The sequence below is a fragment of the Stenotrophomonas maltophilia group sp. LNF247 genome, from assembly GCF_054083135.1.
The window spans coordinates 1-15,627 of the sequence record NZ_JBSRQL010000034.1; the positions used below are offsets into that span (position 1 = coordinate 1).

13 protein-coding genes are annotated in these 15,627 nt (G+C 67.8%); 6 read left to right on the plus strand and 7 right to left on the minus strand.

Translation table 11 applies throughout. The features are described 5' to 3' along the window. From ACTXG9_RS19235 to glyQ, 3 genes are all read right to left on the minus strand, one after another. A partial coding sequence (locus ACTXG9_RS19235; protein WP_457654817.1) for an autotransporter assembly complex protein TamA occupies positions 1-1,663 on the minus strand: 1,663 nt, incomplete at its 3' end. Positions 1,664-1,869: 206 nt separating this feature from the next. Next, on the minus strand, positions 1,870-3,945 hold the full coding sequence (glyS, locus tag ACTXG9_RS19240) for a glycine--tRNA ligase subunit beta (RefSeq protein WP_134735320.1): 2,076 nt from the start codon (positions 3,943-3,945) through the stop codon (positions 1,870-1,872). 73 nt (positions 3,946-4,018) lie between these two features. After that, positions 4,019-4,930, minus strand: a complete 912-nt coding sequence (gene glyQ, locus ACTXG9_RS19245; RefSeq protein WP_111098078.1) for a glycine--tRNA ligase subunit alpha — start codon at positions 4,928-4,930, stop codon at positions 4,019-4,021. 83 nt (positions 4,931-5,013) lie between these two features. Between glyQ and ACTXG9_RS19250 the strand changes: the two genes are divergently transcribed. The 3 genes from ACTXG9_RS19250 to ACTXG9_RS19260 are packed head-to-tail and all read left to right on the plus strand — an operon-like array spanning position 5,014 to position 8,528. After that, the gene (locus tag ACTXG9_RS19250) at positions 5,014-6,849 is read left to right on the plus strand and encodes a GspE/PulE family protein (protein WP_188250639.1); all 1,836 of its coding nucleotides are present in this window, start codon (positions 5,014-5,016) and stop codon (positions 6,847-6,849) included. Continuing rightward, positions 6,821-7,567: a glutamine amidotransferase gene (locus tag ACTXG9_RS19255; protein ID WP_188250640.1), complete on the plus strand. Its 747-nt coding sequence runs from the start codon at positions 6,821-6,823 to the stop codon at positions 7,565-7,567. Before ACTXG9_RS19250 ends, ACTXG9_RS19255 begins: the two co-directional genes overlap by 29 nt. A 49-nt stretch (positions 7,568-7,616) precedes the next feature. Then, complete coding sequence (locus ACTXG9_RS19260; protein ID WP_019661770.1) at positions 7,617-8,528, plus strand: BPSS1780 family membrane protein; 912 nt, start codon at positions 7,617-7,619, stop codon at positions 8,526-8,528. An 85-nt stretch (positions 8,529-8,613) separates the two neighbouring features. Here the strand turns inward: ACTXG9_RS19260 and tatC are convergent, their stop codons facing one another. From tatC to ACTXG9_RS19280, 4 genes are all read right to left on the minus strand, one after another. Beyond that, positions 8,614-9,363, minus strand: a complete 750-nt coding sequence (tatC, locus tag ACTXG9_RS19265; protein ID WP_058979271.1) for a twin-arginine translocase subunit TatC — start codon at positions 9,361-9,363, stop codon at positions 8,614-8,616. After that, positions 9,360-9,821 (minus strand): Sec-independent protein translocase protein TatB, encoded by a 462-nt coding sequence (gene tatB, locus ACTXG9_RS19270; RefSeq protein ID WP_019661771.1) that lies wholly within the window; start codon positions 9,819-9,821, stop codon positions 9,360-9,362. Before tatB ends, tatC begins: the two co-directional genes overlap by 4 nt. 15 nt (positions 9,822-9,836) lie before the next feature. Further along, positions 9,837-10,064 (minus strand): Sec-independent protein translocase subunit TatA, encoded by a 228-nt coding sequence (tatA, locus tag ACTXG9_RS19275; protein ID WP_026347229.1) that lies wholly within the window; start codon positions 10,062-10,064, stop codon positions 9,837-9,839. 75 nt (positions 10,065-10,139) lie between these two features. Next, the gene (locus ACTXG9_RS19280; RefSeq protein WP_019661773.1) at positions 10,140-11,030 is read right to left on the minus strand and encodes a lipid-binding SYLF domain-containing protein; all 891 of its coding nucleotides are present in this window, start codon (positions 11,028-11,030) and stop codon (positions 10,140-10,142) included. 165 nt (positions 11,031-11,195) lie between these two features. Between ACTXG9_RS19280 and hemH the strand changes: the two genes are divergently transcribed. From hemH to ACTXG9_RS19295, 3 genes are all read left to right on the plus strand, one after another. Next, positions 11,196-12,158, plus strand: a complete 963-nt coding sequence (hemH, locus tag ACTXG9_RS19285; protein ID WP_207048779.1) for a ferrochelatase — start codon at positions 11,196-11,198, stop codon at positions 12,156-12,158. After that, on the plus strand, positions 12,155-13,009 hold the full coding sequence (locus tag ACTXG9_RS19290; RefSeq protein WP_019661775.1) for an alpha/beta fold hydrolase: 855 nt from the start codon (positions 12,155-12,157) through the stop codon (positions 13,007-13,009). Before hemH ends, ACTXG9_RS19290 begins: the two co-directional genes overlap by 4 nt. A gap of 290 nt (positions 13,010-13,299) precedes the next feature. Continuing rightward, a complete protein-coding gene (locus tag ACTXG9_RS19295; protein WP_021204699.1) occupies positions 13,300-15,405 on the plus strand; it encodes a methyl-accepting chemotaxis protein in 2,106 nt (701 codons plus the stop codon). Positions 15,406-15,627: the final 222 nt, after the last annotated feature.

The following is a 15,627-nucleotide window of genomic DNA, read 5'->3' on the forward strand; positions in this document are numbered from 1 at the left end:
CGATGGTGTTGTCAAAGGCACTGCCGGTATCGACGAACACCGCCGCCCCCCAGGGGCCACCGTTGAAGTAGTGCTCGTACTCGGCCGAGCCGATCACCAGGTTCTTGGCACCCAGCGCATACTTGTCCGGCTTCGGCGTACGCGGGCCAACCTCACGGTAGGCGTAGCCGCGGATGCTGCGGTCACCACCGGCGAAGTAGCGCAGGCTCGGCGGCATCGCCACCAGGTCGCTGGTCCAGGTGGTGCCACCCTCGCCGCGCAGGATCAGGCGATTGCTATCGCCCACCGGGATGTACCAGCGCAGCACGGCATTGGCCTGCACGAAGCTGGTGTCCGAACCCGCACCTTCCACACCGGCGCGCATCGTTGCCGTACCGCTGACGCCCTTGCGCGGGAACAGCTCGTCATCGACGTCGACGTAGTCGGCGACCAGCTGCGGGTAGACCAGCGTCGAGGTGTTGTAGACCGCGTCGGTGAATTCGGTGCCGGAGGCATAGCGCCAGCGCTCACGCAGCGCGTTGATCGAGGCGATCGCGGTCCAGTGTTCGTTGATCTCGCCGCTGCGGCTGGCGATCAGCTTGAAGTTGCGCAGGTCGATGTAGTCGGTCTGCTCGTCGTAGGCGCTGGCAGCGAAGGTGTACCAGCCATCAAGCCAGTTGAAGGCTGGAATGCGGTAGCTGGTGATCAGGCTCTTGCGCTTCTGCGCATAGTCCAGCTGCGTGTTCATCTTGTGGCCGCGGTTGTTCAGGAACCGCCGCTCGATGCCACCACGCACACCCGGGCCACTCTCGCTGCCGTAGCTCAGGCCCGCGGTGTAGATGGTGCGCTTGGCGCGCGTCAGCTTCACGTCCACCGGCACTTCGCCGTTTTCGTCGGCCTGGTCCGGGCGCGGCTGGATGTCGATCACGCTGAAGTAGTCCAGCTTGGTCAGCGACTCGCGCAGCCGGTCCAGCTTGCCCTCGTGGTAGTAGCTGCCCTGCTCCCAGTACACCAGCGGGTCGAACAGCTTGTCGACGAAGTAGTCCTGCTGGAAGCGCACCGGGCCCATGTTGTAGCGGCGGCCGCTGTCCCAGGTCAGGTCGATGTCGGCCGCGTTGTCGGCGCGGGTGATCTGCACCTGGCGCTGGGTGTAGTCGGCATCGAAGTAGCCACGCTCGGCCAGGCGCCGGGTGATGGTGATCTTGCTGGCTTCGTACTGGGTGTGCTCGAAGCGCTGGCCCTTGCGGGGCTTGAATGCGGCCAGGTCGTCCTGCAGGTACTGGTCGTACATCGCCGGGCCGGTGATGTCGATGTGCTCGCGGCGCACGGTCACCGGGGCCCCCTTGTCGACATGGATGAGCACGCGCACGTGCTCATCCTGGCGCGGCGCCTCGACCTTGATCACCGGGTTGTAGTACCCGAACGGTTCCAGCGCCTGGCGGGTCTGCCGCTCGGCCTGCGACAGCAGGTACTCCAGGCGCGATTCACCCTGCTCCTTGCCGATCGTGTCGAACAGCGACAGCGATTCCTGGATGTTCTCGATGATTGCGGCGTCGTCGCCCTTGTCCAATCCCTTGATGTCCACCTTGTCGATGGTGCCGCGCGCGTGGGCCACGGAGGTGGCGGCCAGCGACAGGACCATCAGCGGCAGGGCGTATTTCTTTGGCTGCATGCGGCACAGCATACCGACCGGAGGTGACGATGCGAAATGCATCACGTCGTTGGAGATCGGTTGTTAAGTGGCGGTCAAAATACGCGCCTTTGTGGCGATCATCGGAATCGCACGCGAGGATGCCGACGTCGCGTGCGGCGACGCCGATGATCCCGATGGACATCCGCCGGCGATGTTCCGGTAGTGCCGGCCGCTGGCCGGCACTACCGATACGGGCGTCAGCTCGACAGATGCTCGATCGCCGCCACCTTGCCCAGGCGCTCGCCCAGCATCGTCAGCAGTGCCAGGCGGTTGCCACGCAGTGCCGGATCTTCCGCGTTGACCATCACGCCATCGAAGAACGCGTCGACCTGCGGACGCAGGCGCGCCAGGCGTGCCAGCACCGCCACATAGTCCTTCTGGTGCAGGCTGGCGCCGGTGTCATCGATGGCGGCGGTGACCGCTTCGGCCAGCGCGCGCTCGGCATCTTCCTGCAGCAGTGCCGCGTCGATCTGCGCCGGAATCTCGCCCTCGGCCTTGCGCAGGATGTTGCGGATGCGCTTGTTGGCCGCGGCCAGCGCTTCGGCTTCCGGCAGCGTCGCAAAGATGCCGATCGCATCCAAGCGGCGGTCGAAGTCGTACAGCGAGGCCGGTTTCAGCTCGGCCACAGCGTTGAAGTGTGAAGCCGGCACGCCCTTGTCGCCGTAGTAGCCCTTCAGGCGGTCGAGGATGAAGTCGTACAGCTCGCCGACGTCGGCCTGCACGTTGCGCGCCGCCAGGCCGCCGTTGGCGCTGGCCAGCAGCGCGCGCAGGTCCAGCTCGAAGCCGCTTTCGATGATCGTGCGGGCCAGGCCCAGCGCGTTGCGGCGCAGGGCGAACGGGTCCTTGTTGCCGGTCGGCTTCAGGCCTGCAGCAAAACCACCGGCCAGCGTATCCACGCGTTCGGCGATGGCCAGCACCTTGCCCAGCGGCGACAGCGCGATGTCATCACCACCGAAGCGCGGCTGGTAGGCCTCGTCGATGGCCAGCGCAACCTCGGCCGATTCACCACCTGCCACGGCGTAGTGGCGGCCGGCGATGCCCTGCAGTTCCGGGAATTCGTTGACCATGCGCGACTGCAGGTCGTTCTTGGCCAGCTCCGCAGCCCGCTTGGCCTGCGCCGGATCGGCACCGACCTGGGCTGCGATCACTTCGGCCAGTGCGGCCACGCGCGCCACCTTGTCGGCCACGCTGCCCAGCTTGGCCTGGTAGGTCACCGTCTTCAGGCCCTCACCCATCGACACCAGGCCCTGCTTCAGATCCTCGTCGAAGAAGAACTTGGCATCGGCGAAGCGCGGGCGGATCACCCGCTCGTAGCCCTTGGCCACTTCGGCCACGTTCTTCGACTCGATGTTGGCAATGCCGATGAACTTCTCGGTCAGCGTGCCGGCCGCATCCAGCACGGGGAAGAACTTCTGGTTGATTTCCATCGTCTCGATCAGCGCTTCCTGCGGCACCGCCAGGAACGCGGGCTCGAAGCTGCACAGCACTGCCGACGGCCATTCGACCAGGTTCACCACCTGCTCCAGGTTGTCCTCGGTGATGCGGGCACTGCCACCGGCCTTGGCTGCGGCGGCTTCGACCTCGGCGACGATGCGTGCGCGGCGCTCGCTCGGATCGACCAGCACGAACGCGGCGCGCAGCGCTTCAACGTAGTCCTGCGGCTGTGCCAGCGACACGGTCTGGTCGTGGTGGAAGCGGTGGCCACGGCTGACACGGCCGGCCTGCAGGCCGAACAGTTCGGCCTCGACCACAGTGGCACCGTGCAGCAGCACCAGCCAGTGCGCCGGGCGCGCGAAACCCCAGGCGTGATCGGCCCAGCGCATCGGCTTGGGAATCGGCATCGCCGCGATCGCCTCGCGCAGGATCTCCGGCAGCAGGCTGGCGGTGCTCGCGCCCGGGGTCACTGCGCGGTGCACGAAGCGCTCACCCTTGTTGTCGGTGGTCTTCTCCAGCGCGGTCCAGTCGATCCCGGCCTTGGCGGCGAAGCCCTGCAGGGCCTTGGTCGGCTGGCCTTCGGCGTCCAGCGCGATGTTCAGGTACGGGCCCAGCACTTCGCTGTGCTGTTCCGGCTGTTCCAGGCCGACGCCCGGCAGCAGCACGGCCAGGCGGCGCGGGGTGGACAGCGGGCGCGCATCGCCCAGTTCCAGCGCGATGCCACGCTTGCGCAGGCCTTCGACAACACCGTCAAAGAAGGCCTGGGCCAGGCCCGGCAGCGCCTTGACCGGCAACTCTTCGGTGCCCAGTTCAATCAGCAGGGGGGACAGTTGGCTCATCGTTTCAATCCTGTGGTGGGGGCGCAGCGCGCGACGCGTCCGGCGCCCCGGAGTAAGGGGGAGAGCGCGGCCTTCAGGCCTTCTTCGCGCCCGGGAAGCCCAGCTTCTCGCGCTGTTCGTAATACGCCTTGGCCACCGCCTGGGCCAGTGCGCGCACCCGCAGGATGTAGCGCTGGCGCTCGGTCACGCTGATCGCGCGGCGCGCATCGAGCAGGTTGAAGGTGTGGCTGGCCTTCATCACCTGCTCGTAGGCCGGCAGCGGCAGGCCTACTTCCACCAGCTTCTGCGCTTCGCGCTCGCAGGCGTCGAAACGGTGGAACATTTCTTCCACGTCGGCGTATTCGAAGTTGTAGGTGCTCTGCTCCACCTCGTTCTGGTGGTAGACGTCGCCGTAGGTCACCGGCTGGCCGTCCGGGCCGTAGGTCCAGACCAGGTCGTAGACGTTGTCGCAGTTCTGCAGGTACATGCACAGGCGCTCGAGACCATAGGTGATCTCGCCCAGAACCGGGCGGCATTCCAGGCCACCGGCCTGCTGGAAGTAGGTGAACTGGGTCACTTCCATGCCGTTGAGCCAGACTTCCCAGCCCAGGCCCCACGCGCCCAGCGTCGGCGATTCCCAGTTGTCCTCGACGAAGCGCAGGTCGTGCACCAGCGGATCGATGCCCAGTGCCTTCAGCGAATCCAGGTACAGCTGCTGGATGTTGTCCGGCGCCGGCTTCATCGCCACCTGGTACTGGTAGTAGCGCTGCAGGCGGTTCGGGTTCTCACCGTAACGGCCATCGGTCGGGCGCCGCGACGGCTGCACGTAGGCCGCATTCCAGCCTTCCGGACCGATCGCACGCAGGAAGGTGGCCGGGTGGAAGGTACCGGCGCCCACCTCCAGGTCGAGCGGCTGGATGAGCACGCAGCCCTGCTGGGCCCAGAACTGGTTCAGGGTCTGGATCAGGCCCTGGAAGGTGATCGGAACGGTCGGGGTCGCGGACATGCGTACGAGTCTTGGCCGGCAAGGGGGTGCGCTAGTATAACGGCCGACCTGCGGGGCATTCCGTACCCGGGAGGAGCAGGCAGATGGAACATCGGCTGCCGGCAGGCACGCCCGGCGAGGCGGGCGGCGTCCCGCTGCCCTGGGGACGGCTGCATTTCGAGCAGATTGCCGCGGCCCTGACCGCCGATGGGCTCGTGGCCGAGCAGGACCGCGAGCGCATGCGATTTTCCGCACAGGGCGCGCGCAACGCCAGTGAAGTGCATCCGCTGGTACTGCTGTCCAACCTCAAGCTGGCCGCCACGGGCGGCGGCGAACTGACCCTGGAACGCCTGACCGAGTGGCTGGCGCAGCGCACCGGCAGCCGCTACCTGCGCATCGACCCGACCCGGGTCGACGTCGCCGCGGTCACCGCGCTGGTCTCCCACGCCTACGCCCGCCGCCACCGCTTCCTGCCGCTGGCGGTGGACGCCGAGCGCGTGCTGGTGGCCACCAGCGAGCCGCTGGTGCAGGAATGGCGCCGCGACCTGCAGCACCTGACCCGCCGCCGCATCGAACTGGCGGTGGTCAACCCGCTGGACCTGCACCGCTACACCATGGAGTTCTACGGGGTGACCCGCTCGGTGCGCGGCGCCCGTGGCGACGTGCGTGGCGAGGCCAACACCACGCTGCCCAGCTTCGAGCAGCTGGTCGAGCTGGGCCGCACCGGCGACGTCAATGCCGACGACCAGCACATCGTGCACATCGTCGACTGGCTGCTGCAGTACGCCTACGAACAGCGCGCCTCGGACATCCATCTGGAGCCGCGTCGCGAGATGGGCCGCATGCGCTTCCGCATCGACGGCGTGCTGCACAAGGTGTTCGAGGTGCCGCCAGCGGTGATGACCGCGGTGGTCAGCCGTATCAAGGTGCTCGGCCGCATGGACCTGGCCGAGCGGCGGCGCCCGCAGGATGGCCGCATCAAGACCCGCTCGCCGGGTGGCCGCGAGGTCGAGATGCGCCTGTCGACCATGCCCACCGCCTTCGGCGAGAAGTGCGTGATGCGCATCTTCGACCCGGATGCCGCGTTCAAGAGCATCGACCAGCTCGGTTTCAGCCCGCAGGAGGTCGCCGGCTGGAATGCGCTGGTCGAGCGGCCGCACGGCATCGTGCTGGTCACCGGTCCAACCGGCTCGGGCAAGACCACCACCCTGTATTCCACGCTGAAGCGGCTGGCCACGCCGGACGTGAACGTGTGCACGGTGGAGGACCCGATCGAGATGATCGCGCCGGAGTTCAACCAGATGCAGGTGCAGGCCAACATCGACCTGGACTTCGCCAGCGGCGTGCGCACCCTGCTGCGGCAGGACCCGGACATCATCATGATCGGCGAGATCCGCGACCTGGAGACCGCGCAGATGGCGGTCCAGGCCTCGCTGACCGGCCACCTGGTGCTGTCCACCCTGCATACCAACGACGCGCCCTCGGCGGTCACCCGCCTGCTCGACCTGGGCGTGCCGCACTACCTGCTCGCCAGCACCCTCAACGGCATCCTCGCCCAGCGCCTGGTGCGCACGCTGTGCCCGCACTGCAAGCAGCCGCACACCCTTGGTGCTGCCGACTGGGCGGTGCTGGCTGATAGCGATGGCGCATATCCAGATGCCGCCACGCCCTGTCGGCCGGTTGGCTGCCTGGAGTGCCGGCGCACCGGATTCCTTGGCCGCATCGGCCTGTATGAGTTGCTGCCATTGGGCTCGCGGCTGCGCGGGCAGATCCGCGCCGACATGGATCTGGCCGGTTTCAGCCGTGCCGCACGTGCTGAAGGGCTGCGGACCCTGCGCCAGGCCGGGCTTGAAAAGGTGGCGCAGGGGCTGACTACAATCGAGGAAGTCCTGTCAGTACTGCCGCCCCCGGATGAATCCAGCCCCGTTCCTGATCGTTGAAACCGGCCGACCGGTGCCGCCGCTGCGCCGCTATGGGCGCTTTCCACACTGGATCCGCGTCGCCGCCGGACTGGAAGAACACGAGACGGTGGTGGTCGATGTCGAACACGGTGATGCCCTGCCCGATCCGCATGCCTTTGCTGGCGTGCTGGTGACCGGCTCGGCCGCCTTCGTCACCGACCACGCCGACTGGAGCGAGCGCAGCGCCGCATGGCTGCGCCAGACTGCCCACGCCGGTCTGCCAGTGTTCGGCATCTGCTATGGCCATCAGTTGCTGGCCCATGCGCTGGGGGGCGAGGTGGCCTACAACCCGGCTGGCCGCGAGTCCGGCACGATCGAACTGGAACTGCAGCCGCAGGCGGCACAGGACCCGTTGTTCCAGGGCCTGCCGCAGCATTTCGCCGCCCACGCCACCCACCTGCAGACCGTGCTGCGTGCGCCCGAGGGTGCCCAGGTGCTGGCACGCTCGCCGCTGGATGGCTGCCATGCATTCCGCTGGGGCCGCCACGCCTGGGGGGTGCAGTTCCATCCGGAATTCGCCACCCACCACATGCGCGGCTACGTGCGTGCCCGCGCCGACTGCATCGGTCGCCACGGCGGCTGCGCCCGCACCATCGAGCGCGCAGTCAGCGCCGCGCCGCTGGCCCGCCAGCTGTTGCGCCGTTTCGTGCGCCAGGCGCGGCTGTCTTCAGCCCAGCCGACGGCAAAACAGGGATAATCGGCGGCACGGGCAGCCGCCCGGCCCCTCCTGTCCCTCCCGGATGTCCATGAAAGAGATTCGCAAGCTGCCGGCTTCGGCGGGCGCCCAGTGGTTGCTGGATACGTTCTCCCTGTACCGGCGTGCGCCGCTGCAGCTGGCCCGGATCGGCCTGGCCTGGCTGCTGGTGAGCTGGCTGGTCACCCTGTTGTCCACGCTGATTCCCGGCGCGGCAGGCATGGCCGTGCAGCTGATGACCCTGGCCATCTCGCCGATCATGTTCGGCGGCATGCTCTACGCCGTGGGCGAGATCGACGAAGGCCGCCCGGGCCTGGCCTCGCACTTGCTGCAGCCGATCCGCGACCACCGCGTCAGCCACCTGCTGGTGCCGCTGGCGATCCAGGTGCTGGCGGTACTGCTGCTGGGCGCGCTGCTGTTCATGATGATCGGTCGCGAGGGCTTCACCGCCTTCAGCGAGGTCATGACCAAGATGGAAGAGATCAGCCGCAGTGGCCAGCAGATCAAGCCGGACGATGCCGCCGCGCTGGTCGCCAACCTGCCGGCAAAGCGCATTGCGCTGTGGATGCTGCTGGTGTTCCTGAGCGCGGTGGCGCTGTCGCTGGCGATGTTCACCCAGCCGGCGCTGGTGGTGTTCGACAAGCAGAGCGGCATGCATGCGCTGCGCCTGAGCCTGCAGGGCTGCATCGAAAACATCGGCGCGATGATCGTGTTCGCCGCACTCGGCCTGATCGCCGCGTTCTGCATGTACATCCTGTTCGTGATCGTGATCCAGATCGCAATGCTGATCGGTGGTCCGCTGGCTGCGGCCTTCATCGCCCAGCTGGTACTGACCACGGTGCTGATGCCGCTGTACGTCGGTGCGGTCTACGCCGCGTGGAAGCAGATGTTCGTGCATCGCGGCAGCCGTGCAGCGCCGCCGATCCCGACCACGCCGACCTCGAGCGACGTGTTCCACGCCTGACCGGTCCCACCGGGAGCGCCGGGCCATGCCCGGCGGTGGCATCACATCGCACCCCGCACGCCGGGCATGGCCCGGCGCTACCGCATCACGCGGCGGGTTTCTTCACTACCGACGACGGCACCAGCCAGCGCGCGGCGTGGATGCCCAGCTCGTACAGCAGGCACATCGGGATCGCCAGCATCAGCTGCGAGACCACGTCCGGCGGAGTCAGCACTGCGGCTACCACGAAGATGCCGACGATTGCGTAGCCACGGCCTTCCTTGAACTGCTGCGGCGTCACCCAGCCCAGCAGCACCAGGATCACCATCGCCACCGGCAGTTCGAAGCTGCCGCCGAAGGCGAAGAAGATCGCCAGCACGAAATCCAGGTAGGCGTTCGCATCCGGGGTGATCGCGATCACGTCCGGGCTGAAGGTGGTGAGGAAGTGGAACACCGCCGGCAGCACCAGGAAGTAGGCGAAGGCGCAGCCGATGTAGAACAGCAGCACCGACGACACCAGCAGCGGTACGGCCAGGCGTTTCTCACGCGCGTACAGGCCCGGGGCAACAAACGCCCACAACTGGTACAGCAGCCACGGCACCGCCACGAACAGGGCGACGAAGAAGGTCAGCTTCAGCGGGGCGAAGAAGGCGCCGGCCGGGTTGGTGGCGATCATCGTCTGCCCGTTCGGCAGCTGCGACACCAGCGGTTCGGCCAGTGCGTTGTACAGCTTCTGGGTAAACGGCAGCAGCGCCAGCAGCACCACGCCCAGGCCCAGCAATGCGCGCACCAGGCGGCCGCGCAGTTCCACCAGATGCTCGACCAGCGAGCTTTCGCCGAAATCCTGTTCACTCATGGCTGGCGCTCCGTGCTCTGCGGCGGCGGTGTCGCGGCTGCTTCAGCGGGCGCGTCTGCAGCCGCCCCGGCAACGGCGCCAGCCTGGGCCGGTGGGTCCACGCCGGGCTGGGCAATCATGTGCGGCGGCAGATCGGCCTGCGCCGGTGCTCGCACTTCCTGCGCCAGATCGTCGCCCTGCTGCCGCGCCTGCTGGGCCTGGCGACGGAGCGCTTCGCCACTGGCGCGCAGCTGGTTCTCGGTGTCCTGCATGCCTTGGCGCACGTCCTGCATCTGCCGCTTGATCTCTTCGGCGTGCAGTTCGCGCTCCAGTTCCTGTTTCACCGAATCCCACTGGTTGCGGGCACGACGCACCCACAGGCCGGCGAAGCGGGCCGCCTTGGGCAGGCGCTCGGGACCGAGCACCACCAGAGCGACCACGGCAATCACCAGCAGTTCGCTGAAGCCGATATCGAACACCGCGACCGCTCCGGATCAGCGTGGGTTGCGGTCGTGCTCGTCCTGCACGGTGCGCGAGGCATCCTGGCTGCGCGACTCGTCGCCCAGCTGCGCGTTCGGCTTGTCGTCGTCGCGCATGCCCTTCTTGAATTCCTTGACCGCCGAGCCGAGGTCCTTGGCGCCACTGGTCAGGCGCTTGGTGCCGAACACCAGCAGGACGATGGCCAGCACGACCAACCAATGCCAGATGCTGAAACTGCCCATAAAGACGCTCGTTACGTTAGTGATCAGGCTGTCGAGCATAGCGCACCGGCTGTAAGCCGGCGCGCGTGACGAAAGTCAGTTCCCGCCCAGCGTTTCCGTGCGGATTTCGCCGTCATTGACCGGCTGGAAGCCCTGCTGCTGCGGTGGCGGGGTCTGCGGCACGTTCTGCAGCGGCGCCGTGGTGGCTTCCGCCGGGGCGGCCGGTGCTGCCTGAACAGGCGCCGGCGCAACCGCCGGGGCCGCTGCCGGACGTGGTGCGCTGCCGTTGCCGCTGCGGTTGCTGCGTGCAGCGTAGGTGGCCTCTTCCAGGCGGTCACGGAAGGCCACCACATCCATCGACGGCGAACCGGCAGCGCGGCCTTCGAAGATCATGCGCGGCGTGGTGTTGCTGCCGTAGGCATCCAGATTGGCGGCATCATCGATCTGCAGCACCGCACCATCCAGCGCGACGCCGGCAAACAGGCCGCGCGCGCGCGACCAGGACCAGATCTCGGCCTTCAGCTGGCCGTCGGTGGCAGCGGCGGCATTGCGGCCGACCGGGCCGGCGGCGACACCGGCATCGGCGCCCAGCGTGAACTTGCCATTGACCAGGTTGTCCAGGCTGCGGTCGTTGCGGAACACCAGCACCACGTCCGAGGACTGCACGCCGGCCTGGAAGCCGATGCTGCCGCCGGTCAGCTTCACGAACACCGGATTGGACCAGGCGCCGTTGGGCATGCGCACCGACATCAGGCCGTGGCCACGACGACCACCAATGACCAGACCGGCCTTGATCGTGTCGGGAATGACGATGACCGCGCGGCCTTCGTCGAGCAGTTTGTCCGGAATGCCCTGTTCGGGGATTTCCTGGATTTCAGCAAGCACGCGCACGGCATTGCGCGCACGCTGGTCTTCCTGCGGTCCGGCCATGGCCTGGCTGGACAGCAGGCTGGCGGCGATCAGCAGGGCTTGGATCGGGCGACGCATGGCAGGCTCCAGAAGTCAGTCCATAGGAAGATATAGCAAGTGACTGAAATTAGTAGCGTTGTCATGAATCCCCAATGAGCGTTCCCTGCTCACATTGATGCGCGCTATGCCTGCAATCCGAACCCTGCATCCCGGCACGGCGCCGGATCGGCGACAATACCGCCCATGCTCGACGCACCCGATACCGCCGTGCTGGCGGTCAACCTAGGCACGCCCGAGACGCCGACGGCCCCCGCCGTACGCCGTTACCTGGCCGAATTCCTGTCCGACCGCCGCGTGGTCGCGATCCCGCCACTGCTGTGGCAGCCGCTGCTGCGCGGACTGATCCTGCCCCTGCGCAGCAGTCGTTCGGCGGCCAAGTACGCCCAGGTCTGGCTGCCCGACGGCTCACCGCTGATGGTGCATACACGCCAGCTGGCGCAGGCCATGCAGGCCCTGTTGCCGACCCTGACAGTGCGCCATGCGATGCGTTACGGCGAACCGGCGCTGGCCAGCGAGCTCGACCGCCTGGCAGCCGACGGCGCGCGCCGCATCGTGGTGCTGCCCCTGTACCCGCAGTACTCCACCACCACCACCGCCTCGGTCGAAGACCGCGTCGATGCGTGGCAGCGCCGCAACCCAGGCGTAACCGTCAGCCTGGTGCGCGATTACTCGGTCGATCCAGGCTGGGTCGAGGCCGTGGCCGGATCGATCCGCCGCTACTGGGAGCAGCACGGTCGCGGCCGGAAACTGATGTTCTCCTTCCATGGCATCCCACAGCGCCTGGCCGACGCGGGCGACCCGTATCCGCAGCGCTGCGAGGCAAGCGCGCAGGCCATCGCCCACGCACTGGGCCTGGGCAGGGACGACTGGCAGATCGGTTACCAGTCGCGCTTCGGCCGCGAGCGCTGGCTGCAGCCGTATGCCGAGCCCAGCCTGTGGGCGCTGGCCGAATCCGGCGTGAAGCAGATCGACGTGGTCTGCCCGGGCTTTGCCACCGATTGCCTGGAAACGCTGGAGGAAGTGGCGCTGGGCTTCACCGAGACGCTGGCCGAGCGCGGCGCGACGATGCGCTACATCCCCTGCCTCAACGCCGATCCGGAACACGCTCGCGCCCTGGCGCGGCTGGCCGTGGCCTCGCTGGCATGAGTCTGCAGCCGTTTGAACTGGAGGTCGGTGGCGCGCGCGTCGCCGGCCTGCGCAATCACGGCGACGGCCCGCGCGTGCTGGCCCTGCATGGCTGGCTCGACAATGCGGCCAGCTTCGTGCCGCTGGCGCCGCACCTGTCGCCGTTGCAGCTGGTGGCCATCGACCTGCCCGGGCATGGCCACAGCGCGCACCTGCCGGCCGGTGCCAGCTACACCACGGCCGCCGCGATCTGCCACGTACTCGATGTCGCCGACGCGCTGGGCTGGGACCGCTTCAGCCTGCTCGGTCATTCAATGGGCGCCGGCATCGCCAGTCTCACCGCCTCGGTCAGCGACCGCGTCGAGCGGCTGGTGGCGATCGAAGCACTGGGCGGCCTGCGTGGCCCCGAGGAAGAAACGGCCAACCGTCTGCGTGAACATGTAAACGCCACGCGGGGACTGGCACGCAAGCAGTTGCGCGTGTTCCCTGACCTGGCCGCGCCGATCCGTGCGCGGATGATGACCAACCAGCTCAGCGAAGGATGCGCACGGCTGCTGGTCGAGCGGGGCGTGGAACCGGTCGAGGGCGGCTACCGCTGGTGCAGCGATCCGCGGCTGATGCTGCCCACCGCGATCCGCCTCAGCGAAGGCCAGATCGACAACCTGCTGCAGGCCATCGCCTGCCCGACGCAGGTAATCTATGCCACGCCTGCGCAGTCCTACTACCCCGAGCCGATGCGCAGCGAGCGCCTGCAGCACCTGCGCAACGGGCGGCTGGCGGTGTTTCCCGGCAACCATCACCTGCACATGGAAAACCCGGAACAGATCGCAGACGTGATCCTGCACTTCTTCAGCAACGACAACGCCGGCTGAGTCACGGCGTTCGCGCACTTCACTCCGCGCAGTTGCGGCCGATACATCAGTTGCGGGCCCCTGCGCCCGCCGCACGCGGACCCGGTCGGGCCTGCGGCGTGTGTCTGGTCCTGCAAGGAAGTCCGCATGCCCGCTCTGCTGCACCGTCATCCACAGGATGTGGCCACGGTGCCCCGTCTGCGCGTCGCTGATCGCGTCGCATTCCCCGAATTCCCGGCACCCGCCCTCGTCACGCCCTGCTGCGTGCGTTGCGGCGTGGCCGTTGTCTTTAGCTGACCCAGGAGTCGCCGATGTCCGTTGCATCCTCCCGTCCCCCCGATACCGCCCGCCTGCCGCATCTGCAGCAGCTCGCGCGCCGCGCTGACCGCCGCCTGCTGATCGGCAGCGGGATATTGGCTATGGCTGCCCTGGTGCTGGCGCTGCGTGGGCCGCAGGCACAAGCCGCCGCGTTGGCGGCCGTCGCCGTATTGCCAGCCGCGTGGTTGGGCGGCCCCCAGGCGGGCCGGGCCGTCGCCCGCAACGGTCTGGCGTTGCTGTTGTCGCTGCAGCTGGCCGTGTTGTGCGCGATCATCAGCCTGTCACCGGCATTGCCGATTGCCCTGCTGCTGGGCGTGCTGCTGGGCCACCGTGATCGCCTTCCGGTGTGGCTGGCCGGTGGCGTCGGTACGCTCTCCCTGCTGGCACCGCTGCTGGACGGTACTGCGCTGTGGCCGGCGCTGCTGCAGGCCGCGATGCTGGCCGGCCTGACCCTGTTCCTTGGCCAGGTCGCACTGCGGCTCCGCCAGCAGACCGAAGCACTCGGCCACGGTCCCCGCCGGCTGGCCGCGCTGGCGCGCGACATCGCCACCGGCGCCGATCTTGGTGCACATGCTGACACCACCGCCTACGCACCAGGTTCGCTGGCCCATGCGCTGGCCGACACCGCACGCCATGTGCAGGCCCAGCGTGGACGCGAAGCGGAGGCACACGCCGAGAACGCGCAGATCCGCCAGGCCCTCGATGCCTCGCGCACCGCGATGATGATTGCCGACAACGATCACGTGATCCGCTACGTGAACCGCTCGGTGGTGGCCCTGCTGCGTAACCAGCAGGCAACGTTGCGCCAGGCCTTCCCCGATTTCGATGCCGAGCGCCTGGTCGGTAGCAGCATCCATCGCTTCCACGCCAACCCGGACCGGATCCGCGCCATCCTCAATGGCCTGCAGGTCAGCCACAACGGCAAGGTACAGATCGGCCCGGTGCACTTCGCACAGGTGGTTACTCCGGTCTTCGACGCACAGGGCGTGCGCCTGGGCTTCGCCGTGGAGTGGCATGACCGTACCCATGAGCTCGCGTTGGAGAACGCCGTCGCCGGCATCGTCGCGGCCGCCGCCGCCGGCGACCTCGACCAGCGCCTGCAGGCAACCGAAGGTGCCAGCTTCCTCGATGGCCTCACCGGTGGCATCAACCAGTTGCTGGATACGTTGGGCAGTACGGTTGACGAGGTGCGGCAGATGCTCTCGGCGCTGGCCAGCGGCGACCTCGATCGACGCATGCATGGTGAGTATCACGGCGCCTTTGCCGCGATCCAGCGCGATGCCAACGCCACCGCCGGCCAGCTGGCGCGCATGGTGGGCCGTATCCAGCAGTGCGCGTCCTCGATCAGCACCGCTGCGAGCGAAATCGCTGCGGGCAATGGCGCGCTGTCCGAGCGCAGCGAGCGCCAGGCAGCGCACCTGCAGGAAACCGCCGCTTCGATGGAAGAGCTGACCGCCACCGTGCGCCAGAACGCTGCCCATGCGCGCGAGGCGAGCCAGCTGGCAATCACCACCCAGAGCGCCGCCAGCGACGGCAACGTCGCCATGCAGCGGGTCGTCGACACCATGCAGGCGATCGAGGGAGCCTCGAAGCGGATCGGCGACATCACTGGCGTGATCGATGGCATCGCCTTCCAGACCAATATCCTCGCGCTCAACGCGGCAGTGGAGGCCGCCCGTGCCGGCGAGCAGGGCCGCGGCTTCGCGGTGGTGGCCAGCGAGGTGCGCGTGCTGGCGCAGCGCTCCGCCGCCGCCGCACAGGAAATCAAGAAGCTGATCGATGAGGCGGGTCGCCAGGTGGGCGAAGGTGCCCAGCTGGTGGCCGATGCGGGCCAGCGGATGCAGGGCATTGTCGGTGGCGTTGAGAATGTCAGCCACCTGATGCACGAGATTTCGGCGGCCTCTCAGGAGCAGTCGGTTGGCATCGAGCAGATCAACCAGACCGTGGTGCAGATGGATCAGGCCACGCAGCAGAACGCGGCGCTGGTGGAGGAGGCCACCGCTGCCGCACGTGAGCTGCAGTCGCAGGCTGGGACGCTGACTGAAGCGGTGTCGGTCTTCCGCCAGCAGGAAGCACACGAGGTCCCGCGGGCCGCCTGATCAGGGTCTGCCAAGCGAGTGGATGAGGACGGCGCCCGCAGGGCGCCGTCTTTTTATGCGTGACCTGCCCCTGGTAGTGCCGGCCGCTGGCCGGCAACCGATTGCTGTGTGGGCCTGCTGTTGGTGGCGGCCAACCTTGGTTGGCACCGCTGCTCCTCGCAGGGGGTATCCACGCATGGCGTGGATCTACCGGGCGATGTAACGCCATCGGGTTGCCGGCCC